The 21,818-nt window shown below is 72.0% G+C and carries 19 protein-coding genes and 1 pseudogene; 11 read left to right on the plus strand and 9 right to left on the minus strand.

The features are described from left to right. Window positions 1-10: 10 nt before the first annotated feature. The 5 genes from EIM47_RS06265 to EIM47_RS06285 all read left to right on the plus strand — a co-directional run bounded on the left by EIM47_RS06265 (window position 11) and on the right by EIM47_RS06285 (window position 4,221). The gene (locus EIM47_RS06265) at window positions 11-961 is read left to right on the plus strand and encodes an ABC transporter ATP-binding protein (RefSeq protein ID WP_019397371.1); all 951 of its coding nucleotides are present in this window, start codon (window positions 11-13) and stop codon (window positions 959-961) included. After that, window positions 958-1,758: an ABC transporter permease gene (locus tag EIM47_RS06270; RefSeq protein ID WP_125076419.1), complete on the plus strand. Its 801-nt coding sequence runs from the start codon at window positions 958-960 to the stop codon at window positions 1,756-1,758. Before EIM47_RS06265 ends, EIM47_RS06270 begins: the two co-directional genes overlap by 4 nt. A gap of 4 nt (window positions 1,759-1,762) precedes the next feature. Continuing rightward, window positions 1,763-2,698, plus strand: coding sequence for a 2-dehydropantoate 2-reductase (gene panE, locus EIM47_RS06275; RefSeq protein WP_125076420.1), 936 nt, complete (start codon window positions 1,763-1,765; stop codon window positions 2,696-2,698). Window positions 2,699-3,119: 421 nt separating this feature from the next. Beyond that, on the plus strand, window positions 3,120-3,683 hold the full coding sequence (locus EIM47_RS06280; RefSeq protein WP_125076421.1) for a hypothetical protein: 564 nt from the start codon (window positions 3,120-3,122) through the stop codon (window positions 3,681-3,683). Between the two features lie 103 nt (window positions 3,684-3,786). Further along, window positions 3,787-4,221, plus strand: coding sequence for a hypothetical protein (locus tag EIM47_RS06285; protein WP_125076422.1), 435 nt, complete (start codon window positions 3,787-3,789; stop codon window positions 4,219-4,221). Window positions 4,222-4,260: 39 nt separating this feature from the next. Here the strand turns inward: EIM47_RS06285 and EIM47_RS06290 are convergent, their stop codons facing one another. Beyond that, window positions 4,261-5,067 carry a TatD family hydrolase gene (locus EIM47_RS06290; RefSeq protein WP_125076423.1) on the minus strand — a complete coding sequence of 269 codons (807 nt, stop codon included), beginning with the start codon at window positions 5,065-5,067 and terminating at the stop codon, window positions 4,261-4,263. 140 nt (window positions 5,068-5,207) lie between these two features. Here EIM47_RS06290 and hrpB point away from each other — a divergent pair, with 140 nt between their 5' ends. Together hrpB and EIM47_RS06300 are read left to right on the plus strand one after the other, a co-directional pair. Continuing rightward, window positions 5,208-7,703 carry an ATP-dependent helicase HrpB gene (hrpB, locus tag EIM47_RS06295; protein ID WP_125076424.1) on the plus strand — a complete coding sequence of 832 codons (2,496 nt, stop codon included), beginning with the start codon at window positions 5,208-5,210 and terminating at the stop codon, window positions 7,701-7,703. 469 nt (window positions 7,704-8,172) lie between these two features. Continuing rightward, window positions 8,173-8,562: a hypothetical protein gene (locus EIM47_RS06300; RefSeq protein WP_019397364.1), complete on the plus strand. Its 390-nt coding sequence runs from the start codon at window positions 8,173-8,175 to the stop codon at window positions 8,560-8,562. Window positions 8,563-8,730: 168 nt separating this feature from the next. Here the strand turns inward: EIM47_RS06300 and EIM47_RS06305 are convergent. The 5 genes and pseudogenes from EIM47_RS06305 to EIM47_RS06325 all read right to left on the minus strand — a co-directional run. After that, a pseudogene (locus EIM47_RS06305) lies at window positions 8,731-9,219 on the minus strand (pseudouridine synthase); the annotation flags it as partial. A 17-nt stretch (window positions 9,220-9,236) separates the two neighbouring features. Then, window positions 9,237-9,623 carry a putative quinol monooxygenase gene (locus EIM47_RS06310; RefSeq protein ID WP_125076425.1) on the minus strand — a complete coding sequence of 129 codons (387 nt, stop codon included), beginning with the start codon at window positions 9,621-9,623 and terminating at the stop codon, window positions 9,237-9,239. Between the two features lie 78 nt (window positions 9,624-9,701). Continuing rightward, the gene (locus EIM47_RS06315) at window positions 9,702-10,553 is read right to left on the minus strand and encodes a class I SAM-dependent methyltransferase (RefSeq protein ID WP_205948694.1); all 852 of its coding nucleotides are present in this window, start codon (window positions 10,551-10,553) and stop codon (window positions 9,702-9,704) included. 183 nt (window positions 10,554-10,736) lie between these two features. Beyond that, window positions 10,737-12,446 carry a bifunctional isocitrate dehydrogenase kinase/phosphatase gene (aceK, locus tag EIM47_RS06320; RefSeq protein WP_125076427.1) on the minus strand — a complete coding sequence of 570 codons (1,710 nt, stop codon included), beginning with the start codon at window positions 12,444-12,446 and terminating at the stop codon, window positions 10,737-10,739. Between the two features lie 22 nt (window positions 12,447-12,468). Further along, window positions 12,469-13,353, minus strand: coding sequence for a LysR substrate-binding domain-containing protein (locus EIM47_RS06325; RefSeq protein ID WP_125076428.1), 885 nt, complete (start codon window positions 13,351-13,353; stop codon window positions 12,469-12,471). A 98-nt stretch (window positions 13,354-13,451) separates the two neighbouring features. Here EIM47_RS06325 and EIM47_RS06330 point away from each other — a divergent pair, with 98 nt between their 5' ends. Further along, window positions 13,452-13,667: a hypothetical protein gene (locus EIM47_RS06330; protein ID WP_232210955.1), complete on the plus strand. Its 216-nt coding sequence runs from the start codon at window positions 13,452-13,454 to the stop codon at window positions 13,665-13,667. On the opposite strand, the gene EIM47_RS06335 is transcribed toward EIM47_RS06330, so the two are convergent. Further along, window positions 13,636-15,867 carry an NADP-dependent isocitrate dehydrogenase gene (locus EIM47_RS06335; protein ID WP_028914265.1) on the minus strand — a complete coding sequence of 744 codons (2,232 nt, stop codon included), beginning with the start codon at window positions 15,865-15,867 and terminating at the stop codon, window positions 13,636-13,638. The genes EIM47_RS06330 and EIM47_RS06335 overlap by 32 nt on opposite strands. Before the next feature lie 210 nt (window positions 15,868-16,077). On the opposite strand from EIM47_RS06335, the gene EIM47_RS06340 reads away from it, so the two are divergent. Beyond that, window positions 16,078-17,259, plus strand: coding sequence for a class I SAM-dependent rRNA methyltransferase (locus EIM47_RS06340; protein WP_019397482.1), 1,182 nt, complete (start codon window positions 16,078-16,080; stop codon window positions 17,257-17,259). Between the two features lie 97 nt (window positions 17,260-17,356). Continuing rightward, window positions 17,357-18,100 carry an SDR family oxidoreductase gene (locus EIM47_RS06345; RefSeq protein ID WP_125076430.1) on the plus strand — a complete coding sequence of 248 codons (744 nt, stop codon included), beginning with the start codon at window positions 17,357-17,359 and terminating at the stop codon, window positions 18,098-18,100. A gap of 22 nt (window positions 18,101-18,122) precedes the next feature. On the opposite strand, the gene putP is transcribed toward EIM47_RS06345, so the two are convergent. Continuing rightward, on the minus strand, window positions 18,123-19,610 hold the full coding sequence (gene putP / locus EIM47_RS06350) for a sodium/proline symporter PutP (protein WP_125076431.1): 1,488 nt from the start codon (window positions 19,608-19,610) through the stop codon (window positions 18,123-18,125). Between the two features lie 96 nt (window positions 19,611-19,706). Beyond that, entirely contained in the window at window positions 19,707-20,078 is a 372-nt protein-coding gene (locus EIM47_RS06355) for a DUF488 family protein (protein ID WP_019397485.1), read from the minus strand. 90 nt (window positions 20,079-20,168) lie between these two features. On the opposite strand from EIM47_RS06355, the gene rmuC reads away from it, so the two are divergent. Next, window positions 20,169-21,740, plus strand: coding sequence for a DNA recombination protein RmuC (gene rmuC / locus EIM47_RS06360; protein WP_028915703.1), 1,572 nt, complete (start codon window positions 20,169-20,171; stop codon window positions 21,738-21,740). Window positions 21,741-21,818 lie beyond the last annotated feature (78 nt).

Consider the following 21,818-nt stretch of genomic DNA (forward strand, 5'->3'; position numbering starts at 1 on the left):
GAAAGGCCTCATGACCCCACACTCTCCCGAGGCAGCGGCTCCGGCGCTGCGCGTACGCGAACTGCGCAAGACCTACGGCAACGGCGTGGAGGCGCTCAAGGGCGTCTCCCTGGACGTGGCGCCGGGCGACTTCTTCGCCCTGCTCGGCCCCAACGGCGCCGGCAAGTCGACCCTGATCGGCATCGTCAGCTCGCTGGTCAACCCGACCAGCGGCAGCGTCGAGGTGTTCGGCACCGACCTGGTCTCGCGCCGCAGCGAGGCCATGCGCCTGGTCGGCCTGGTGCCGCAGGAAATCAACTTCAACCTGTTCGAGCAGCCGTACGACATCCTGGTCAACTACGCCGGGTTCTACGGCATCCCGCGCGAGGAGGCCGGCCCGCTGGCCGAGCAGGAGCTGCGCCGCGCCCACCTATGGGACAAGGCGCGGGTGATGAGCCGCACCCTGTCCGGCGGCATGAAACGCCGGCTGATGATCGCGCGGGCGATGATGACCCGGCCGCGGCTGCTGATCCTGGACGAGCCCACCGCCGGCGTGGACATCGAGATCCGCCGCGACATGTGGCGCGTGCTGCGCGAGATCAACGCCGCCGGCACCACCATCATCCTCACCACGCACTACCTGGAGGAAGCGGAGAGCCTGTGCCGCAACCTCGCCATCATCGACCGCGGCACCATCGTCGAGCAGGGGCCGATGCGCGCGCTGCTGGCCAAGCTGGACGTGGAAGGCTTCCTGTTCGACATCGACGGCGAGCTGCCGGCCCGGCTGCCGGAGATCGAGGGCACCACCCTCGTGGCGCTGGACGCCCACACCCTGGACCTGGACATGCCCCGCGCCATGGACCTCAACCGCGTGTTCGCCGCGTTCGACGCGGCCGGCATCCGCATCCGCTCGATGCGCACCAAGAGCAACCGCCTGGAGGAGCTGTTCGTGCGGCTCACCGGCCAGAAGGAGGCCGCATGAGCAGCACGCCGCTGGCATCCAGATCGCCGCGCGCCGCCAACTGGGTGGCGCTGGGCACCATCGTCCGCCGCGAGGTCAACCGCATCCTGCGCATCTGGGGCCAGACCCTGGTGCCGCCGGCGATCACCATGACCCTGTACTTCCTGATCTTCGGCGGCCTGATCGGCTCGCGGATCGGCGACATGGGCGGCTACAGCTACATGGAGTTCATCGTCCCCGGCCTGGTGATGATGAGCGTGATCCAGAACAGCTACGGCAACATCTCCTCCTCGTTCTTCGGCGCCAAGTTCGGCCGCCACGTCGAGGAGCTGCTGGTCAGCCCGATGCCCAACTGGGTGATCCTCGGCGGCTACGTGGCCGGCGCGGTGCTGCGCGGCCTGATGGTCGGCGCGATCGTGCTGCTGATCGCCATGTGCTTCACCAAGGTGCGCATCCCGCATCCGCTGGTCACCCTGAGCACGGTGCTGCTGGGCGCGACCATCTTCTCGCTGGCCGGCTTCGTCAACGCGGTCTACGCGCGCAAGTTCGACGACATCGCCATCGTCCCGACCTTCATCCTCACCCCGCTGACCTACCTGGGCGGCGTGTTCTATTCGGTCAAGCTGCTGCCGCCCTGGGCCGAGGCGGCCACCCACGCCAACCCGATCTTCTACATGGTCAACGCATTCCGCTACGGCCTGCTCGGCAGCACCGACGTGCCGCTGTGGGTGGCCTATGCGCTGATGCTCGCGTTCGTCGCGGTACTGTCGGCGATCTCGCTGGTGCTGCTGCGCCGGGGCGTGGGCCTGAGGAGCTGAGGCCATGCGCGTGCTCGTGCTCGGCGCCGGCGGCACCGGCGGTTACTTCGGCGGACGCCTGGCCCAGGGCGGCGGAGACGTCACCTTCCTGGTGCGCCCTGCCCGCGCCGCGCTGCTGCGCGAACGCGGCCTGCGCATCCGCAGCCCGCTGGGCGATGCCGACCTGCAGGTGGCCACGCTTACCGTGGAGGAGCTGCCGGCCGCGGTCGCGCGCCAGCCGTTCGACCTGGTGCTGCTGTCGTGCAAGGCCTACGACCTCGACAGCGCGATCGAGGCGGTGGCACCGGCGATGGTCCCGGGCACCACGCTGATGCCGATCCTCAACGGCCTGCAGCACTACCCGGCGCTGGACGCGCGCTTCGGCCGCGGCAACGTGCTCGGCGGCCTGTGCTTCATCAGCGCGACCCTGGGCGAGGACGGTTCGATCCTGCACCTGGGCCGACCGGCCTCGATCACCTTCGGCGAGCGCGATGGCGGCAGCAGCGCGCGCGTCGAGGCCTTTGCCGCGCTGTGCGCGCAGGCCGGCATCGACCACCGCGCCAGCGCCGACATCGGCCAGGAACAGTGGATCAAGTTCAGCTTCCTCGCCGCGCTCGCTGCCGGCACCTGCCTGGTGCGCGCCAGCGTGGGCGATATCGTCGCCGGGGAAGGCGGCGCCGAGCTCATGGCCGCGCTGCACGACGAATGCCTTGCCGTGGCCGCCGCCGAAGGCCAGCCGGTGCCGGAAAAGGCGCGCGGGATTGCCCGCGCCAGCCTCGTGCAGGAAGGCTCGGACGTGAAGGCCTCGATGCTGCGCGACCTGGAAGGCGGACGCCAGGTGGAAGCCGCGCATATCGTCGGCGACATGTGGCGGCGCGCCCGGACACATGGCCTGCAGGCGCCGCTGCTGCAGGCCGCGTGGGTAAACCTGCAGGCCTACCAGCGGCTGCGCGGCGGCTGAGCCTGGGGCGGCGCGCGGCGTTGCGCCGTGTGCCGACGCCCCCACGGCGGCGTGCATATCCGCGACGGGCGTCACGCCGCGCGGCGCGGCTTGCGGAACGTTAACGGCCTTCCTGCTATCGGTGTCCCCTTCCTGCGGCCCGATGGAGGAACGATGTCCCCACCGCCGACGCCTGGAGCGACGACTTGAACCCCAGCGCCGCGTGCTGTGGCGTCATCCTGCTGTCCGCACGCGCGGCCGGCTGCGGGGAAACCGCCGGTGGCGATCCAGGCGTGGACACCGCTTCGCAGGCCAGCGCCGTCATGGACCCTGCCGCCGATGCGCGCGCCAGGCTGCCCGCGCTGCACGTCGTGCTGGCCTGGGAACACCTGGTGGCCGGCCGCAACCCGCAACAGCACGATTACGACGGGCGCATGGCCGCGTGCGCGGAGGCCGGCTGGCCGGCACGCCGCTCGCGGCGGAGGAACGCGCCCGGCTCGGTACCGGACGGGTGGAGATCATGGTCGACGCGCGGCGCCAGCGCGTGCGCCAGACCATGTGGACCCTGGGTGTGGACGAAGCGCTTCCGGCGCACGAGGCGGTGTGCCACCCGCGCCTGCACGAGGAGCTGCTGGAGTACGAAGCGCACCCGGATGACCGGCGCTTCCTACCGCTGGATGGAGAGCAGCTGGCCGCGGACGAGGCCCTGGCCACCTCGATCGGCTGGCGCAGGGACGGAAGCGGCCAGGTGGGCGGCCAGGACTGCGTGCGCTGGCAGTCCGACCGCCAGGAGGTATGCATGTGGAGCGGTGGTACCGGCTGGGGTATCGGGCTGCTTCCGCTGGACCTGCGCGGCTGCAACGGAATGCCGCTGGACCATTACCTCGGCGCCATCCCCCTGCAGTCGAAGTCGCTGGATGGCAGCGGCTGCAACCTGGAACTGCAGTCCTTCAGCCTTGGCCGCGGCCTGTTGCCCGCCGATCCGTCCGGGGCCGGCGGCCAGTGAGGCCGGCCGGATCGTGCACCTGTCGCCTGCCCGCCCCCGGCCCGTTCCATCCGCCGGGTCCGCCGATCCGGCCCGCCTTCACCACCAAGCCCTGGGAGGCTGCATGAAGAACCTCGAGCTGAAATCCGGTGCGCTTGCGCTGGCCATCCTGCTGGCCGCCGGCGCCTGCAACCGCGAACAGCCCGCGCCCGACCCGGGCTCCGCCGATGCCGCCCAACCAGCGGCCGGCGACGGGGCAGCGTCGCTGGACGACCCCGGGGCCGAGCAGCACCGCAACATGGTGCGCGCGGGCGCAGCCTTGTACGTGGCGCCGGAGTTCTGCGGCCTCCAGTACGACGATGCCGAGCGTGCACGGATGCGCGAGCAGCAGAAACAGCTCACCGTCGAGCGGGGCCACATGGGCGCCGCGCAGTTCGATGCGATCTTCGACGCCGGCATCGACGAGGCACGCGAGGCCTTCGCCAATGCCTCGCCCGAGGAGTTGAAGCAGACCTGCGACACGATCAGGGCGATGCACGGGGCGGCGCCGCAGGGCTGACCCGCAAGATTGCGGGCGCGGCCGCCCGGGCGGCCGCGCTCAGCCGGGCAGGCGGAAGAAAGCGCGCGCCGCCGCGGTGCTGCTGGCGGCGGTGGTCGCCGGATCCTCGCCGCGGTCGCGCGCCAGTTCCTCGACGATGTGCGGGAGGAAGGACGGCTCGTTGCGGCGGTCCTTCGGCATGGGCCTGAGCGTGCGCGGCAGCAGGTAGGGCGCGTCGGTCTCCACCATCAGGCGGTTGGCCGGGATGTTCTTCACCAGCTCGCGCAGGTGCTGGCCGCGGCGCTCGTCGCATAACCAGCCGGTGATGCCGATGTACCAGTCCTGGTCCAGGTAGTCGAACAGCTCCTCGCGCGTGCCGGTGAAGCAGTGCACCACCGCCGGGCCGTGGCGGCCGTCGAACTGCTTCATCACCGCCATGAAGTCCGCGTGGGCGTCGCGCTGGTGCAGGAACAGCGGCTTGGGATTGCCGGCCGCGGCCAGGTCGGCGGCGATCTGCAGCTGCTGTTCGAACGCCTTGCGCTGCGCCGGCCGCGGGGAGAAGTCGCGGAAGTAGTCCAGCCCGCATTCGCCGACCGCCACCACCTCCGCGTGCGCATGCAGCGCGCGCAGCTCGGCGTCGCATTCGGCGGTGTACTCGGTGGCGTGGTGCGGATGCACCCCGGCGGTGGCGTAGAGCACGCCCGGATGGCGCCGCGCCAGTTCCAGCGCCAGCGGGTTGTGCTCGCGGCTGGCGCCGGTCACCACCATCTGCACCACCCCGGCCTCGCGCGCGCGCTGCAGCACCGCGTCCAGGTCGCGCTCGAAGCTTTCGTGGGTCAGGTTGGCGCCGATGTCGATCAGGTGCATGGAGCGGTCTTGCGATTCGCGGTGGGCCCGCATTCTAGCCGGGCACCACGGCCGGGCCCGTGCATCGCCGATAATGCGCCCCGGTTCCCAACGAGACCCAGCACGGCCGCGTCGCATGGCGCGGCTTCGAACGCCGGCCCATGGAATTCCCCATCACCCCGCTGCTGCCCGCGATCCGGGACAGCCTTGCCGTGCAGCCACGCCTGGTCCTCGAGGCACCGCCCGGCGCCGGCAAGACCACCCAGGTGCCGCTGGCCCTGCTTGCTGCGCCCTGGCTGGAGGGGCGGAAGATCGTGATGCTGGAGCCGCGCCGGGTGGCCGCGCGCAGCGCCGCCGGGTTCATGGCCCGGCAGCTGGGCGAGGAGGTGGGCGGCACGGTCGGCTACCGCATCCGCTTCGAGAACAAGGTGTCCGCGCGCACCCGGATCGAGGTCGTCACCGAAGGCATCCTCACCCGCATGATCCAGGACGACCCGCTGCTGGAAGGCATCGGCGCCCTGCTGTTCGACGAGTTCCACGAGCGCCACCTGTCGGCCGACCTGGGCCTGGCCCTGGCCCTGGACGTGCAGGCGCAGCTGCGCGAGGACCTGCGCATCGTGGTGATGTCCGCGACCCTGGACGGCGAGCGCCTGGCGCGCTTCCTCGATGCGCCGCGCCTGTCCAGCGAGGGCCGTTCCTTTCCGGTTGAGGTCAGCCACTTCCCCGCGCGCCGCGACGAGTCGCTGGAGGCGCAGGCGCGGCGCGCGGTCGAGCAGGCCCTGGCCCAGCATCCGGGCGACGTGCTGGTGTTCCTGCCCGGGCAGCGCGAGATCGCGCGGGTCGGCACGGCACTGGATGCCGCCTCCCTGCCGGCCGACGTGGAAGTACAGGCCCTGCATGGCGAACTGCCGGTGGAGCAGCAGTCGCGCGTGCTGCAGCCGGCGCCCGACGGCCGTCGCCGGGTGGTGCTGGCGACCAACGTGGCCGAGTCCTCGGTGACCCTGCCCGGGGTGCGGGTGGTGATCGACTCCGGCCTGGCGCGCGAACCGCGCTTCGATCCGGTCAGCGGCTTCTCGCGGCTGGAGGCGGTCCCGATCTCCCAGGCATCGGCCGACCAGCGCGCCGGCCGTGCCGGGCGCGTCGCCCCCGGCGTGGCCTGGCGGCTGTGGCCGCAGTCGCAGCGGCTGGAGGCGCAGCGGCGGCCGGAGATGGCCCAGGTCGAACTGGCCGGGCTGGCGCTGGAACTGGCCGCCTGGGGCAGCGACGAGCTGCGCTTCGTCGATCCGCCGCCGCCCGGTGCGCTGGCCTCGGCGCGCGAGCTGCTGCAGCGGCTCGGCGCGCTGGAGGGCGGATCCATTACCGCGGCCGGCCGGAAGATGCTGGAACTGGGCACCCATCCACGACTGGCGGCGATGCTCCTGGCCGCGCGCGGCGCGCGCGAACAGGCCCTGGCCGCGGACCTGGCCGCCCTGCTGGAGGCGCGCGACCCGCTGCGCAGCCGCAGCGACGCGCTGGCCGAACGCTGGCGCGCGCTGGCCGCGTTCCGCGGTGGACGCATGCCGGCCGATGCCAGCCGTTCCGCGCTGGCGGCGATCGATGCCGCCGCCCGCCAGTGGCGCCGGCGCCTGCGCTGCGAGTCCACGCCGCCGGCGGAGATCGAGGCCCACGAGCTGGGCGACCTGCTGGGCCATGCCTTCCCCGACCGCATTGCCGCCCGGCATCCGGCCGATCCGCTGCGCTACCAGCTGGCCAACGGCCGCATGGCCCGCCTGTTCGAGGACAGCGCCCTGCGCGGCGAGCCCTGGCTGGTGGCCACCGAGCTGCGCTTCGAGCCGCGCGGCGACGCCCTGCTGCTGCGCGCCGCGCCGGTGGACGAGGCCCGCCTGCGCGCCGACTTTTCCGACCGCTTCGTCGAGGAGGAAGGCGCGGTCTGGGATGCCGAGCGCCGCGCCCTGGTCGCCCGCCGCGAATCGCGCTTCGACCGCATCGTGCTCGACAGCCGCCCCGCCGGCCGGGTGGATCCGGAACAAGCCGCGCAGGCGCTGACCAACGCCGTGCGCGAACTGGGCCTGGAGGCCTTGCCGTGGACCGAAGGCCTGCGCCAGTGGCAGGCGCGCGTGGCCTGCCTGCGCGGCTGGATGCCGGAACTGGGGCTGCCCGACCTCACCGACGAGGCCCTGCTGGCCAGCGTCGACGCCTGGCTGCGCCCGGCCTTCGCCGGCAAGACCCGGCTGGACGCGCTGTCCGAGCAGGAACTGGGCGAGGCGCTTAGGTCGCCGCTGGACTGGAACCTGCGCCAGCAGGTGGACCGCCTGGCCCCGGTACGCATTACCGTGCCCTCGGGCATGGACCGGCCGATCGAATACGCGCTGGAGCCGGATGGCACGCCGCGCCCGCCGGTGCTGGCGGTCAAGCTGCAGGAGCTGTTCGGCCTGGCCGACACCCCGCGCATCGCCGACGGCCGCGTGCCGCTGCTGCTGCACCTGCTCTCTCCCGGCGGCAAGCCGCTGCAGGTCACCGGCGACCTGCGCAGCTTCTGGGACAACACCTATCCGGAAGTGCGCAAGGAGATGAAGGGGCGGTATCCCAAGCATCCGTGGCCGGATGATCCGTGGTCGGCGACTGCCACCCACCGGGCCAAACCGCGGGGGACGTAAGGCCTACGTCGCCGGCAGCCACGACGGTGCGCGGCATGGCTGCCGGGCGAGCATGGCGCATGGCCAGTTACTGCTGGCCTCTCCGGTGCTTGCCTGGCCCTGGCCTGGCGCTGGCCGTGCCGCGCAGCGGCGGGCTGTCGATCGGCAGCCACCGGGGCGGCAAGCTTGCCTTCCGCATGATGTCCGGCTTCGACGGCCACGCACGCTGGAACCGGGCGCGGTGCAGCAGGGCACGGTGTACGAGTGGGTCGCATCGCCATCACTGCCTGCTGGTGTCGCTGGCCTGGCGGGCCAGCCGCAACCGCGGCGGCGCGCCGCAGGCCGCCTGGGCCGGGCGGCTGTCCGTCGCATGAACATGCAGCGGTTGCGGCCGGAACCTGCGCGGCCCGGCCGCGGGCCCTGACGTATCTTGCACGGGTGCCCGCCCACACTGGGCCCCGTCTCCCCATTCCTGAAAGAAGGGATCGCCATGAGCAAGCTCACCATCATCACCGACCGGGCGCTGGAACTGGCCGAGCAGGCCGGCGCCGGCCTGCGCAGCGCGGGCCGCCAGGCGGGTTCGGGCCTGCGCCACGCCGGCGTCGGCGCCGAGCAATGGCTCAAGGCCGGTGCCGCCCTGGGCGCCGCACGCGCCGGCACCCGTGCCGCCGCCACCGTGGTCCGCCGCAATCCCGTGGCCGTGGCCGCCGCTGCCGCCGTGGTCGGTGCCGGCGTGCTGGCCTACGTGATGTACCGCAAGCGCCGCCAGCAGCGCGCAAGCGCCCCGCTGGAGGGCGAGGCCTACCAGGTGCGCGACAACGGCAATGCCCGCGCCCGCGCCAGCGCGCGCCGTACCCACAACATCACCAGTGCGGAGTGACTGGCTCGGGATTGGTGATCCGGGATTCGTGATTCGTGCGGGAGTTCGCGGGAACCGCGGATCCACGGCTCCCGGCTCGCCGCGCCGTTGCCTGGCGCCTCAACGCACCACTTCGCTCCATTGCCCAGGTGGCAGCGGCGTGCCGTCGGCGCCGTGCAAGCGGTGCGGGCCGATCGCCACGCGCACCAGGCGCAGGGTAGGCAGGCCGACCGCGGCGGTCATGCGCCGCACTTGGCGGTTGCGGCCCTCGGTGATCACCAGCTCCAGCCAGGCATCGGGCACGGTCTTGCGGTAGCGCACCGGCGGATCGCGGGGCCACAGCGCCGGTGGCGGGTCCAGGCGCCGCACCTTCGCCGGGCGCGTGGGGCCGTCGTTGAGCACCACGCCTGCGCGCAACGCCTGCAGCTGTTCCTCGCGCGGGTCGCCTTCCACCTGCACCCAGTAGGTCTTGGGCTGCTTGTGCCGCGGATCGGTCAGGCGGTGCGCCAGCGCGCCGTCGTCGGTCAGCAGCAGCAGGCCCTCGCTGTCGTGGTCCAGGCGGCCGGCGGGGTACACGTCCTTCGGCAGGCCGAAGCCGGCCAGGGTCGGGCGCGGCGGCTGGCTGCGGTCGGTGAACTGGCAGAGCACCCCGTAGGGCTTGTTGAAGGCGATCAGCATCGGGGTGCGGCGGAACCTCAGTCGGCCAGGCCGACGCCACCGAGCGGCCGGGTGATCCAGTGCGAGTCGAAGCCGGCAATCAGCGGCCGCGCGCGGGCGATGGCGTCGCGCACGGCCGGCAACTGCAGCGAGGCCTGGTGGCTTTGCGCATTGTCCCAGACCTCGGTGATCCACAGCGCGTCCGCGTCCTCGGTGTCCTCGGCCACCACGTAGGCCAGGCAGCCGGGCATGGAGGTGGTGGACTCCAGCAGGATCGCCGCCAGCGCCCCGCGCTGGCCGGGCTGGGCCCGCAGTTTTCCGATCAGTCCGTGCATGGATGCGTCTCCTCCGGCGGCCAGCGCCGGCGCCAGGGGCATGGCGGCCAGTCCGGCCGCCAGCGTGGTGAGGAAGGTGCGGCGGTGCATGGCAGCGCGCCCTGGGGGGATGAAGAACCTGGTGGCGTTGAGAGGGCGGGCCACGGCCCCCCGCCCCCACCGTTCATTTCATTCCCGGGGCGGCTTGACGAAGCGCAGGGTCATGCGGTCGCTTTCGCCGATCGCCTGGTACTTGCCGCGGTCGGCCTCGTCGTGGCGGTTGGTCGGCGGCAGGGTCCATACGCCGTTGGGGTGGTCCTTGGTGTCGCGGGGATTGGCATTGACCTCGCTGCTGCCGTCCAGCACGAAGCCGGCGGCCTCGGCCAGGGCGATGACCTGGGCCTGGCCGACGTAGCCGCTGCCGTCGTCGGCCGGTACGTCGGCCGCGGCGCGGTGCTCGACCACGCCCAGCACGCCGCCGGGCTTGAGCACGTCGAAGAAGCCCTTGAACATGCCTTCGGCCTGGCCGGCCATGCGCCAGTTGTGCACGTTGCGGAAGGTCAGCACCAGGTCGGCCGAACCGGCCGGGCCGAACACCGGGGCCTTGGGATCGTAGGCCACCACCTCGGCCTTGCCGTACTGCGGCGCCGAGGCCAGCTTCTTCTCCAGGCCCGCGCGCGCGCGCTGCTGGTAGTCGCGGCCGGGGCCGGCGTCCACCGCCTGCGGATCGACCACCGCCGCCACGTAGCGGCCGTGGTCGCGCAGGTAGGGCGCCAGGATCTCGGTGTACCAGCCGCCACCGGGGGTGATCTCGACCACGGTCATGTCCGGGCGGATACCGAAGAACGCCAGGGTCTGCCCGGGGCTGCGGTAGCGGTCGCGGGCGACGTTGGCCGGATCGCGCCAGCTACCGCCGATGGCCGCCTGCAGCGCCGCATCAGGCGCCGGCTCGGCGGCAGCGGCGGCCTGCGCGCCCGCCTGCGCGGCCGGCAGGCCGAGGGCGAACGCGATGGCCAGGGCACAGGCACGGGAACGGGACATGCTCATCAGCGTCGTGCTCCTGCTTGGGGACGGGGCGAGACTAGCATTGGGGCCGTGATTCGGGATTGCGGATTCGTGACCCGAAAGAGCAGGAGCGGCCCCCCGTTCGCCGTGCGGCATGCCGGAGGCGCTCTTACGAATCCGCAATCCCGAATCCCGAATCCCGCGCCGTACCCTGATTCGTTACGCGAGGCGCAACGAATCAGGGTACGGCGGTGTATCCGGCCACTGGCCGTCCCGCAGCTGCGCCTGCAGGTCGCGCCACCACTGCGGCTGGAACAGGCCGGGGTGGGCGGATTTCAGCGCGGCCAGCAGCGGCGCGGGCAGGCCCATGAACTGGCCGAAGCGTTCGGGAAACACGTCCTGCGGGCCGACGTGGAACCAGGGCTCGGCCGCGACCTGTTCCTCGTAGGTCGTCGCCTGCGGCCAGTCGCGGAACTCCAGCTCGGAGACCGAGCGGATCTCGTCGTAGTCGTAGAACACGACGCGACGGTGGCGGGAGACGCCGAAGTTCTTCAGCAGCATGTCGCCGGGAAAGATGTCGTTGCGCGCCAGGTCGACGATCGCCTGGCCGTAGTCCAGCACCGTCTCGCGCCGCGCCTCGGCGCCCTGCTCGCGCAGGTACAGGTCCAGCGGGCGCAGGCGGCGCTGCACGTAGCACAGCTTCAGCACCACGTCGTCGCCGTCCTCGACCACGCTGGCGGCGCAGCTTTCGCGCAGCTCGCGCAGCAAGGCCGGGTCGAAGCGCGCGGCCGGGAAGCGCAGGTACCGGAACGGCTGCGCGTCGAGCAGGCGGCCCACCCGGTCCAAGCGGAACACGCGCTCGTACTGCGCCTGCACTTCCTCCGGCGTGGTCCGCTTGGGCCAGGCGAAGCGGTCGCGGATCACCTTGAAGACCAGCGGCTGCCCGGGCAGGGTGAACACCGCCATGACCATGCCCGGGGTGCCCTCCGCCGGCACCAGGCGTTCGGCCGGGTGGGCGTGGAAGTAGCGGAAGAAGCTGCGGTAGCGCTCGGTCTTGCCCTGCTTGGCCCGGCCCAGCACGGTGTACAGCTCGTCCACCGGCTTGTGCGGCAGCAGGGTGCGCAGGAACACCACCGCGTCGCCCACGGTGGGCAGGTCGGCCTGGAAGTAGCTGCGCGAGACGCCGAACAACTGGGCCACGTCGCCGCGGCGGGTCAGCACCGCCTCGGCGCGGATGCCGGAATCACCGTTGACCAGGGCCACCACGCAGGGCGAGAAGCGGTGCTCGCCGAACACCCGCCCCACCAGGTAGGCGCGGCGCTCGCGGTAAAACACCGTGTCCAGCAACTCGATCGAGCGCACCGGATGCTCGCCCCAGTGCGCCAGGTCGTCCTGCAGGCGCACCGCGATCGCCGCCGCGCAGCGCGCCAGGTGCGCATAGGGCACGTCGAAGCGGTAGTCGCCGAGCATGCGCACGAACGCGTCCACCGGGCGGCTGGTCGAGACCGCGTAGCTGTGCCGCGCCACCGGGCGGGTGATGGCGTCGGTGGGCTCGATGTCCAGCGCCACGAACTCGATGTCCGCGTCCAGGCCGCGGGTGCGGAAGAAGCGCCGGGCGAGGGTGTTGAAGAAGGTCTTGTACAGCTCGGTGTCGATCGCGCCCTCGATCGAGGCGGCGTAGTGGTCGCGCACCCGCGCCCACAGCGTGCGGTCGTGCGCGTGCAGGCCCAGCAGCGCGGCCAGGCGCCGGCGGCATTCGTCGATGCACAGGTCGTACAGGTCCAGGCGCTCGGCGGCGTCGGCGCGGGCGCCGGCCCAGTCGCGCTGCTCGAAGCGCCGCCTGGCGCGGCGGCTGATCGCGGCGAACCGCGCGTGGTAGTCGTCGAACGCGTCGCGTGCGACCTGGGCAATGGCTTCGGCCTGGATCATGGCGGGATGGTAGCGGGGCGGTTCACGGGGCGGACGGAGCCGCGGCCTGCTGCAGCAGCCAGGCGCGCACGGTGGGGAAGGCCGGATGCGCCAGGCTGCGCTCCGGATACACCAGGTAGTGGCCGAAACCGGCGGGCAGGCGCCTGCGGCCTAGGGTGACCAGGCGCCCGGCGCGCAGCAGCGGCTCGGCCAGGGTCAGCCGCGCCAGCGCCACGCCCAGTCCCTCCGCGGCGGCCTGGTGCAGGGTCTCGGTGTCGTCGAAATGCGCGGTATAGCGCTCCGGCGCGCTGCCGCCGGTGGCGGCGAACCAGTCCTCCCAGCGCCCGGAGGGATCGCCCAGCAGCGGCAGCCGCGCCAGCCGCTGCGCCGCCGGCACCTTCGCGTGCCGCTTCAGCAGGCCGGGGCTGGCCACCGGCACCAGCCACTCGTCGAACAGCAGCTCGGCGCGCACGCCCGGCCAGTTGCCGCCGCCCAGGCGCAGGGCCAGGTCCACCGGCTCGCGTTCGAAGTCCACCACGTGGGTGCTGGACTGCAGGCTCAGTGCCAGGTCCGGATGCGCGGCCAGGAACGAGGGCAGGCGCGGCACCAGCCAGGCGGTGGCCATCGAGGGGATCAGGCTGATGGTCATGCTGCGCCCGCGGCGGCGCGCGCTGGCGCGCTGCAGCGCCTGCGCGATCGCGTCCAGCGGCCCGCCCACCGCCTCGTACAGGCGCCGTCCCTCAGGGGTCAGTTCCACCCCGCGCGGGCCGCGTGCCAGCAGCTGCTGGCCGAGGCGTTGCTCCAGCTGGCGCATGCGGTGGCTCAGCGCGCTCACCGTCAGGTGCATGCGCTCGGCGGCGCGGGTCAGGTTGCCCAGCCGCGCGGCGGCGACGAAGGCCTCCACCTGGTCCAGCGGAATCCGGCCCATCTTGAGCCTCCCTCAAGTCTGGCTTGTGGAACTTGCGCTACGTGCGCGGCCAGCATCGCCTTAGCTTGATCCACGTTCAAGCCAGCCGGAGCACGGACATGGGTACGAGGAACACGGGCGCATACGGAAGCGAGCTGTCGGCGATGTTCCGCCAGCTGCTGTCGATGGAGGGCTACGTGGTGGACCTGGACGCGGCCACCGCGCACCCGGCGGACGCCACGAAGCACGACGCCCGGCGCGAGGCCGGGCGTCGTCGGGTGGAGCGGGAAGTGGAGGCCGCGCTCAGGCCGCCAGTGCCGCGAGGCTGGCGTTGAAGGTCGGCGACGGGCGCATGGCCGCGCTGGTGCGGGCCAGGTCGGGGTGGTAGTAGCCGCCGATGTCCACCGGCTTGCCCTGGGCGCCGTTGAGCTCGGCGACGATCTTTGCCTCGTTCTCGGCCAGGGCCTTGGCCAGCGGCGCGAACTTCGCCTGCAGCGCCGGATCCTCGTCCTGCGCGGCCAGCGCCTGCGCCCAGTACAGGGCCAGGTAGAAGTGGCTGCCGCGGTTGTCCAGCTCGCCGACCTTGCGCGCCGGCGAGCGGTTGTTGTCCAGCACCAGGCCGTTGGCCTGGTCCAGGGCCTTGGCCAGCACCGCGGCCTTGGCATTGCCGGTCTGCTCGGCCAGGTGCTCCAGCGAGGCGGCCAGGGCCAGGAATTCGCCCAGCGAATCCCAGCGCAGGTAGTTCTCCTCGAGGAACTGCTGCACGTGCTTGGGCGCGCTGCCGCCGGCGCCGGTCTCGAACAGGCCGCCGCCGGCCATCAGCGGCACGATCGACAGCATCTTCGCGCTGGTGCCCAGCTCCAGGATCGGGAACAGGTCGGTGAGGTAGTCGCGCAGCACATTGCCGGTCACCGAGATGGTGTCCTTGCCCTGGCGGATGCGCTGCAGCGAGAACTTCGTCGCCTCCACCGGCTCCAGGATGCGGATGTCCAGGCCGGAGGTGTCGTGGTCCTTGAGGTACTTCTCGACCTTGGCGATGACCTCGCGGTCGTGGGCGCGGTTGGCGTCCAGCCAGAACACCGCCGGGGTGTTGCTCAGGCGCGCGCGGGTCACGGCCAGCTTGACCCAGTCCTGGATCGGCGCGTCCTTGGTCTGGCACATGCGCCAGATGTCGCCGGCCTCGACCTTGTGCTCGAACACCAGCTTGCCGTCCTGGTCGAGCACGCGCACGGTGCCGTCGGCCGGGATGCGGAAGGTCTTGTCGTGGCTGCCGTACTCCTCGGCCTTCTGCGCCATCAGGCCCACGTTCGGCACCGAGCCCATGGTGGTCGGGTCGAACGCGCCGTTGGCCTTGCAGTCGTCGATCACCGCCTGGTACACGCCGGCGTAGCAGCGGTCCGGGATGACCGCCTTGGCGTCCTGCAGCTTGCCCTGCGCGTTCCACATGCGGCCGGAGTCGCGGATCATCGCCGGCATCGAGGCGTCGACGATCACGTCCGAGGGCACGTGCAGGTTGGTGATGCCCTTGTCCGAGTTGACCATGGCCACCGCCGGGCCGCGCGCGTACACCGCCTCGATGTCGGCCTTGATCGCCGCCTGCTGCTCCTCCGGCAGCGAGGCGATGCGCGCGTACAGGTCGCCGATGCCGTTCTCCGGCGAGAAGCCCACCGAGGCCAGCGCGTCGGCGTGCCTGGCCAGGGCGTCCTTGTAGAACTCCGAGACCACCACGCCGAACATGATCGGGTCGGAGACCTTCATCATGGTCGCCTTCAGGTGCACCGAGAACAGCACGTCGTTGGCGCGGGCGTCCTCGACCTGCTCGGCCACGAACGCGGCCAGCGCCTTGCGGCTCATGGTGGCCGCGTCGACGATCTCGCCGGCCTTGACCGCCACCTTCTCCTTCAGCACCACGGTGCGGCCGTCGGCCTGGGCCAGTTCGATGCGCAGCGCGCCGTCGGCGGCGATGGTGGCCGACTGCTCGCTGCCGTAGAAGTCGCCGGCGGCCATGTGCGCCACGTGCGACTTCGAATCCTTGCTCCAGGCGCCCATGCGGTGCGGGTGCTTGCGCGCGTAGTTCTTGACCGAGGCCGGTGCGCGGCGGTCGGAATTGCCCTCGCGCAGCACCGGGTTGACCGCCGAGCCCTTGACCCGGTCGTAGCGGGCCTGGATGTCCTTTTCCTTCTCGTCCTTCGGCGCGTCCGGGTAGTCCGGCAGCGGGTAGCCCTGCGCCTGCAGTTCCTTGATCGCCGCCTTCAGCTGCGGCACCGAGGCGGAGATGTTCGGCAGCTTGATGATGTTGGCTTCCGGGCGCTTGGCCAGCTCGCCCAGCTCGGCCAGGTGGTCGCCGATCTTCTGGTCCTCGCCCAGGTAGTCCGGGAACTGCGCCAGGATGCGGCCGGCCAGAGAGATGTCCCGGGTTTCGACCTGGATGCCGGCGGTGGCGGCGAAGGCCTGGACGATGGGCAGCAGCGACTGGGTGGCCAGGAACGGCGCTTCGTCGGTCAGGGTGTAGATGATCTTCGGCGTGTTCGACATGGTCTGCGGGGGCTCTCTGGTGCGGACGGCGGTACGGAACAGGAAGCGCCGGGGCGCCCGCGGCGGCGGCAGGACCCGGCGGCGAAACCCCGGCATTGTCGCGTGTTTTGCCCTCCGATGCGCGCTTCGCGCGGCGCGCGGCCATGCCCGGCGGTACGGTCGGGCCCGCCGCGGGCGGCCGCCGGGCCCCGGCGAACGTACAATTGCGCGATGAATACCCCCTACCCCACCGTGCGGCTGAAGAACGCGTGGCGTTCCAGCCATCCCTGGATCTTCCAGAAGCTCGTCGAGAAGCCGGCCCAGCGGCCGCGCCCGGGCGAGATCGTCGACGCCTACGACGTGGACGGACAGTTCATCGGCCGCGGCTTCTACAACGGCCACTCGCGCATCGCCCTGCGCATCCTGGAGACCGACCCGGCGGTGGCGGTGGACGCGGACTGGTTCGCGCGCCGGATCGGCCAGGCCGTGGCCCTGCGCCGCGAGGTGCTGAAGCTGGACGAGGTGTCCAATGCCTGGCGCGTGGTCCACGCCGAGGGCGACGGCCTCACCGGCCTGGTGGTGGACCGCTACGACGACCTGCTGGTGGTGGAGTTCTTCAGCGCCGGCATGTGGCGCTACCGCGAGTGGATCTACGCCGCGCTGCAGGCGCAGTTCCCCGGCGCGCGCATCTACAGCTTCGCCGAGGACCACGTGCAGAAGCAGGAGAGCTTCGACTACCGCCCGGTGTACAGCGGTGGCGGCTCGCCGGAGCCGGCCATCATCACCGAGCACGGGATCCGCTTCCGCGCCGACCCGGCCGGGGCGCACAAGACCGGCTTCTTCGCCGACCAGCGCGAGAACCGCGAGTGGTTCTCGCGCCAGGTGGCGGGCAAGCGCGTGCTGGACCTGTGCTGCAACACCGGCGGCTTCGCCGTGTACGCAGCGGTGCGCGGCGCCGCCGAGGTCACCGGCATCGACATCGACGAGGCGGTGATCGAGATCGCCAAGGGCAACGCCCGCCTCAACAACGTGCGCCCGCGCTTCGTCCAGGCCGACATCTTCCCCTGGCTGCGCGACGCGGCCGCCCGCGGCGAGCAGTACGACGCGGTGGTGCTCGACCCGGCCAAGATGACCCGCGACCGCGACCAGGTCATCAACGCGCTGAAGAAGTACCTGGACATGAACAAGCTGGCGCTGGGCGTGGTCAGGCCCGGTGGCCTGCTGGCGACGTTCTCCTGCACCGGCCTGGTGGCCGAGGACCAGTTCCTGGACATGCTGCGCCGCGCCGCGTTCTACGCCGGCCGCACCGTGCAGGTGCTGAAGGTGGCCGGCGCCGGCCCGGACCATCCGTTCCTGGCGCACGTGCCGGAGTCGCGCTACCTCAAGGCGGTGTTCTGCCGCGTGCTGGACTGAGCACGCCCCGCCGGTGCGGCCGGCGGGTTGATCGCGATCAAGGTGGCCGCCGCGCCCGGGCCCGAGCATGGGAGCAACCCGCCAGAGGAGCATTGCCATGAACAGGTTCGAAGGACAGGTCGCGATCGTCACCGGCGGCGCATCGGGCATCGGCGAGGCCATCTGCCGCCGCCTGGCGCGCGAGGGCGCGAAGGTCGTCATCGCCGATTACGACGGCGCCGCGGCGCAGGCGCTGGCCGCCGGCCTCGGCGAGGCGGATGCGCTGGCGTTCCAGCTGGACGTGGCCGATGCCGCGGCGGTGGAGCGCATGGTCCAGGCCACGGTGGAGCGCTTCGGCGGCCTGCACCTGGCGGTGAACAACGCCGGGATCGGCGGCCCCTCCCACCCCACCGCCGAGTACCCGCTGGCCGACTGGCACCGGGTCATCGACGTCAACCTGCACGGGGTGATGTATTCGATGAAGTACGAGCTGCCGGCGATGCTGGCCAGCGGCGGCGGTGCCATCGTCAACATGGCCTCGATCCTCGGCAGCGTGGGCTGGAGCGGCTCGATCGCCTACGTCGCCGCCAAGCACGCCCTGCTGGGCATGACGAAGACCGCGGCCATGGAATACGCCGGCCAGGGCATCCGGGTGAACGCGGTGGGCCCGGCCTTCATCGACACCCCGCTGCTGTCGGGCCTGGACCCGGCGGTGCGCGAGGGCCTGGTCGCCCTGCACCCGGCCGGACGCCTGGGCACCTCCGACGAGGTCGCGGCGCTGACCTGCTTCCTGCTGTCGAAGGAAGCCTCGTTCGTGACCGGCAGCTACCACCTGGTCGACGGCGGCTACACCGCGCGCTGAAGCCGCGCGGCAGCCGCCGCGCTCAGTGGCCCTGCTCGCGCAGCGCCGCGCGCACCTGGGCGTGGCGCGCCTGCACGTCCTGCGCCGGCGCCTTGTCCAGCAGGCTGGCCACCACGATCGCGACGGTGCCGGCGATGAAGCCGGGCACCATCTCGTACAGCGCGCTGCCGGTGTGCTTCCACGCGATCACGGTCGCCGCGCCGGCGAGCATGCCGGCCAGCGCGCCGTTGCGGGTCATGCGCTTCCAGCACAGCGACAGCACCACCACCGGGCCGAAGGCCGCGCCGAACCCGGCCCAGGCGTAGGCCACCAGGCCCAGCACCCGGCTTTCGGGATCGCGCGCGATCCACAGCGCCAGTGCCGCCACCGCCAGCACCATGGCGCGGCCGAACCACACCAGCTCACGCTGGCTGGCCTGCGGCCGCAGCAGGCCGCGGTAGAAGTCCTCGGTCAGCGCGCTGGAGCACACCAGCAGCTGCGCCGACAGGGTGCTCATGATCGCCGCCAGGATCGCCGACAGCAGCACGCCCGCCACCCAGGGGTTGAACAGCTGCTCGCCCAGGGCCATGAACACCCGCTCCGGGTTGGCGTCCACCGGGCCGGCGACCGCGGGGTGGGCGGCGAACCAGGCCACCCCGGACAGGCCAGTGGCGACCGCGCCGCCCAGGCACAGCACCATCCAGCCCATGGCGATGCGGCGCGCGCGCGGGATGGTGGCCAGGCTCTCGGCGGCCATGAACCGGGCCAGGATGTGCGGCTGCCCGCAGTAGCCCAGGCCCCAGGCCAGCGCCGAGACCACCGCCACCACGCCGCCGGCGCCGACCCAGTGCAGCCGGGTGGGGTCCACCTGCTCGACCAGGGCCACCGCTTCGGTCGGGCCGCCGGCGCCGAGCACCGCGAACACCGGTACCAGCAGCAGGGCGAAGATCATCAGCGTGGCCTGCACGGTGTCGGTCCAGCTCACCGCCAGGAAGCCACCCACGAAGGTGTAGGCGATGGTCGCCGCCGCGCCCCACAGCATGGCCTGGCCATAAGACAGGCCGAACATGCCTTCGAACAGGCGCGCGCCGGCGACGATGCCGGAGGCGCAGTAGATGGCGAAGAACACCAGGATCACCAGCGCCGAGAGGATCCGCAGCAGGCGGCTGCGGTCCTCGAAGCGGTGGCTGAAGTAGTCCGGCAGGGTCAGCGCGTTGCGGGTGCGCTCGGTGTACAGGCGCAGCGGCCCGGCCACCCAGCGCCAGTTGGCCCAGGCACCCAGCACCAGGCCGATCGCGATCCACGCCTCCGACAGCCCGGCCAGGTACAGCGCACCGGGCAGTCCCATCATCAGCCAGCCGCTCATGTCCGAGGCGCCGGCCGCCAGCGCCGTCACCAGCCCGCCCAGCGAGCGGCCGCCGAGGATGTAGTCGTCGAAGGTACGGGTGCGCCGCCAGGCGACGAAGCCGATGCCCACCATCAGCAGCAGGTAGGCGCAGAAGGTCACGAGCAACGGGGTACTGGCGGTCATGCAGGATCCGGTTGGCGGGTGGCCGCGGGGGCACGAAACCACACAGGCTAATTGCCGCGCCAGCATGGTTGCAATCGCAACCGAAACCCCGAAGGCTTAGCCCGAGCCCTGCAGGATGTAGTCGCGCAGCGCCACCGCGTTGTTGTGTTCCTCGTCCGCCGCGGCGTACACGAAGGTTACCGGCCCCCGCACAAGATAGCTGCGCAATCGCGCCAGTCCCGCCTCGTTGGCGGCGAGTTCGGCGAAGTAGCGCGCGCGGAACGCCTCCCAGCGGGCCGGGTCGTGGCCGTACCAGCGGCGCAGCGCGGTGCTGGGCGCGATGATCCGCAGCCAGGCCTCCAGTTCCAGCGTGTCCTTGCGCATCCCGCGCGGCCAGACCCCGTCCACCAGCAGGCGCAGCCCGTCCTCCGCGTCCGGCGGCTCGTACACGCGCTTCAGGCGCACCGGATAGCGGGCGGGGCGGGCCATGGCCGGCACTGTGTGGGCGCGCGGATTCCCCCGGCGTGAAAGCCCCGCGCGGTCGCGGGGCCTGAGACCGCCGGCCGCTACACTTCGCGCATGACCGAATCCCTGCTCCTGATCGTCATCGCCGGCCTGCTGCTGGCGATCCTGGCCTGCGTGGTCGCCCTGCTGCTGCGTCGCCCCGACGCCGCCTTCGAGCGCCTGCGCGCGCAGCTGGAGGAAGCCCTGCGCGCCGAACAGCGCGACGGCCGCCTGGAGCTGCGCCAGCAGCTGGACGGCCTGGCCACCACCCAGGGCGCGCGCATCGATGGCTTCGCCCGCCACCTGGCCGACCTGGGCACCCGCACCGACGCCCGCCTGGACCAGCTGCGCGACTCCCTCACCGAGGACGCGCGCAAGGGCCGGGCCGAGGGCATCGAGGCGCAGGCCAGGCTGGGCGAGCTGCTGTCGCAGCGGCTGGGCGACATGCGCGCGCAGCTGGACCTGTTCGGCCGCCAGCAGGACACCCGCATCCAGGCCTTCGGCGAGCAGCTGGCGGCGCTGCGCGCGAGCCTGACCGAGGACGCCCGCGTCACCCGCCAGGAGGCGCTGGAATCGCAGCAGCGCTTCGCCGAGGGCCTCAACCAGCGCCTGCAGGAGCTGACCGCGCGCAACGAGCTGCGCATCGGCGAGATGCGCGCCACCCTGGAGCAGCAGCTGCGCGCGCTGCAGCAGGACAACGCCGCCAAGCTGGAGAAGATGCGCGAGACGGTGGACGAGAAGCTGCAGAGCACCCTCGCCACCCGCCTGGATTCGTCCTTCAAGCTGGTGTCCGAGCGCCTGGAGCAGGTGCAGCGCGGGCTGGGCGAGATGCAGCAGCTGGCCACCGGCGTGGGCGACCTCAAGCGCGTGCTGACCAACGTCAAGACCCGCGGCACCTGGGGCGAGGTGCAGCTGGACGCGATCCTGGAGCAGACCCTCACCCCCGAGCAGTACGCGCGCAGCGTGCGCCTGCGCCCGGACAGCGCCGAGGCGGTGGACTTCGCCGTGCGCCTGCCCGGCCGCGGCAACGACGAGGCGCCGCTGTGGCTGCCGATCGACTGCAAGTTCCCGCGCGAGGACTACGAGCGCCTGGTCGACGCCCAGGAACAGGGCGACCCGGAGCTGGTACGCAGCTGCGGCGCGCAGCTGGAGAAGGCGATCCGGATCCAGGCCAAGTCGATCTGCGAGAAGTACATCGTGCCGCCGCACACCACCGACTTCGCGGTGATGTTCCTGCCCACCGAGGGCCTGTACGCCGAGGTGATCCGCCGCGCCGGGCTGACCGACGCCCTGCAGCGCGAGCACCGCATCGTGGTCGCCGGCCCGACCACGGTCACCGCCCTGCTCGGCAGCCTGCAGATGGGCTTCCGCACCCTGGCCATCGAGAAGCGCTCCAGCGAGGTGTGGCAGCTGCTGGGTGCGGTGAAGAGCGAGTTCGGCAAGTTCGCCGGCATCCTCGAGCGCGCGGAGAAGCAGATCAGCACCGTGGGCAAGAGCCTGGGCGATGCCAGCCGCAAGACCCGCACCATCGAGCGCCGCCTGCGCAGCGTGGAGTCGCTGGGCCAGGAGCAGGCGCAGGCGCTGCTGGGCGACCTGGGCCTGGACGCGGTCGAGGCCGGGCTGGACGGCGAGGACGGCGGGTCCTGAGGCCGGAGGTGCGGCGGCCATCGCCGTCACGCGCGGTCGGTTTGATGGATGGAAGAAGGGCCCGGTCTCCCGGGCCCT

Origin of the sequence: Pseudoxanthomonas sp. SGT-18 (assembly GCF_003931645.1) — a bacterium.
GTDB lineage: Bacteria > Pseudomonadota > Gammaproteobacteria > Xanthomonadales > Xanthomonadaceae > Pseudoxanthomonas.

Excerpts from the sequence above, each read along its gene's own strand:
- EIM47_RS06315 (WP_205948694.1), bottom strand. The coding sequence starts at position 10,553 with ATGTCCCGTTCCCGTGCCTGTGCCCTGGCCATCGCGTTCGCCCTCGGC.
- EIM47_RS06345 (WP_125076430.1), top strand. The coding sequence starts at position 17,357 with ATGAACAGGTTCGAAGGACAGGTCGCGATCGTCACCGGCGGCGCATCG.
- EIM47_RS06285 (WP_125076422.1), top strand. The coding sequence starts at position 3,787 with ATGAAGAACCTCGAGCTGAAATCCGGTGCGCTTGCGCTGGCCATCCTG.
- EIM47_RS06335 (WP_028914265.1), bottom strand. The coding sequence starts at position 15,867 with ATGTCGAACACGCCGAAGATCATCTACACCCTGACCGACGAAGCGCCG.
- EIM47_RS06310 (WP_125076425.1), bottom strand. The coding sequence starts at position 9,623 with ATGCACCGCCGCACCTTCCTCACCACGCTGGCGGCCGGACTGGCCGCC.
- EIM47_RS06355 (WP_019397485.1), bottom strand. The coding sequence starts at position 20,078 with ATGGCCCGCCCCGCCCGCTATCCGGTGCGCCTGAAGCGCGTGTACGAG.
- EIM47_RS06330 (WP_232210955.1), top strand. The coding sequence starts at position 13,452 with ATGGGTACGAGGAACACGGGCGCATACGGAAGCGAGCTGTCGGCGATG.
- EIM47_RS06290 (WP_125076423.1), bottom strand. The coding sequence starts at position 5,067 with ATGCACCTGATCGACATCGGCGCCAACCTGACCCACGAAAGCTTCGAG.
- aceK (WP_125076427.1), bottom strand. The coding sequence starts at position 12,446 with ATGATCCAGGCCGAAGCCATTGCCCAGGTCGCACGCGACGCGTTCGAC.
- panE (WP_125076420.1), top strand. The coding sequence starts at position 1,763 with ATGCGCGTGCTCGTGCTCGGCGCCGGCGGCACCGGCGGTTACTTCGGC.
- EIM47_RS06340 (WP_019397482.1), top strand. The coding sequence starts at position 16,078 with ATGAATACCCCCTACCCCACCGTGCGGCTGAAGAACGCGTGGCGTTCC.
- EIM47_RS06300 (WP_019397364.1), top strand. The coding sequence starts at position 8,173 with ATGAGCAAGCTCACCATCATCACCGACCGGGCGCTGGAACTGGCCGAG.
- EIM47_RS06325 (WP_125076428.1), bottom strand. The coding sequence starts at position 13,353 with ATGGGCCGGATTCCGCTGGACCAGGTGGAGGCCTTCGTCGCCGCCGCG.
- EIM47_RS06265 (WP_019397371.1), top strand. The coding sequence starts at position 11 with ATGACCCCACACTCTCCCGAGGCAGCGGCTCCGGCGCTGCGCGTACGC.
- EIM47_RS06270 (WP_125076419.1), top strand. The coding sequence starts at position 958 with ATGAGCAGCACGCCGCTGGCATCCAGATCGCCGCGCGCCGCCAACTGG.
- hrpB (WP_125076424.1), top strand. The coding sequence starts at position 5,208 with ATGGAATTCCCCATCACCCCGCTGCTGCCCGCGATCCGGGACAGCCTT.
- rmuC (WP_028915703.1), top strand. The coding sequence starts at position 20,169 with ATGACCGAATCCCTGCTCCTGATCGTCATCGCCGGCCTGCTGCTGGCG.
- putP (WP_125076431.1), bottom strand. The coding sequence starts at position 19,610 with ATGACCGCCAGTACCCCGTTGCTCGTGACCTTCTGCGCCTACCTGCTG.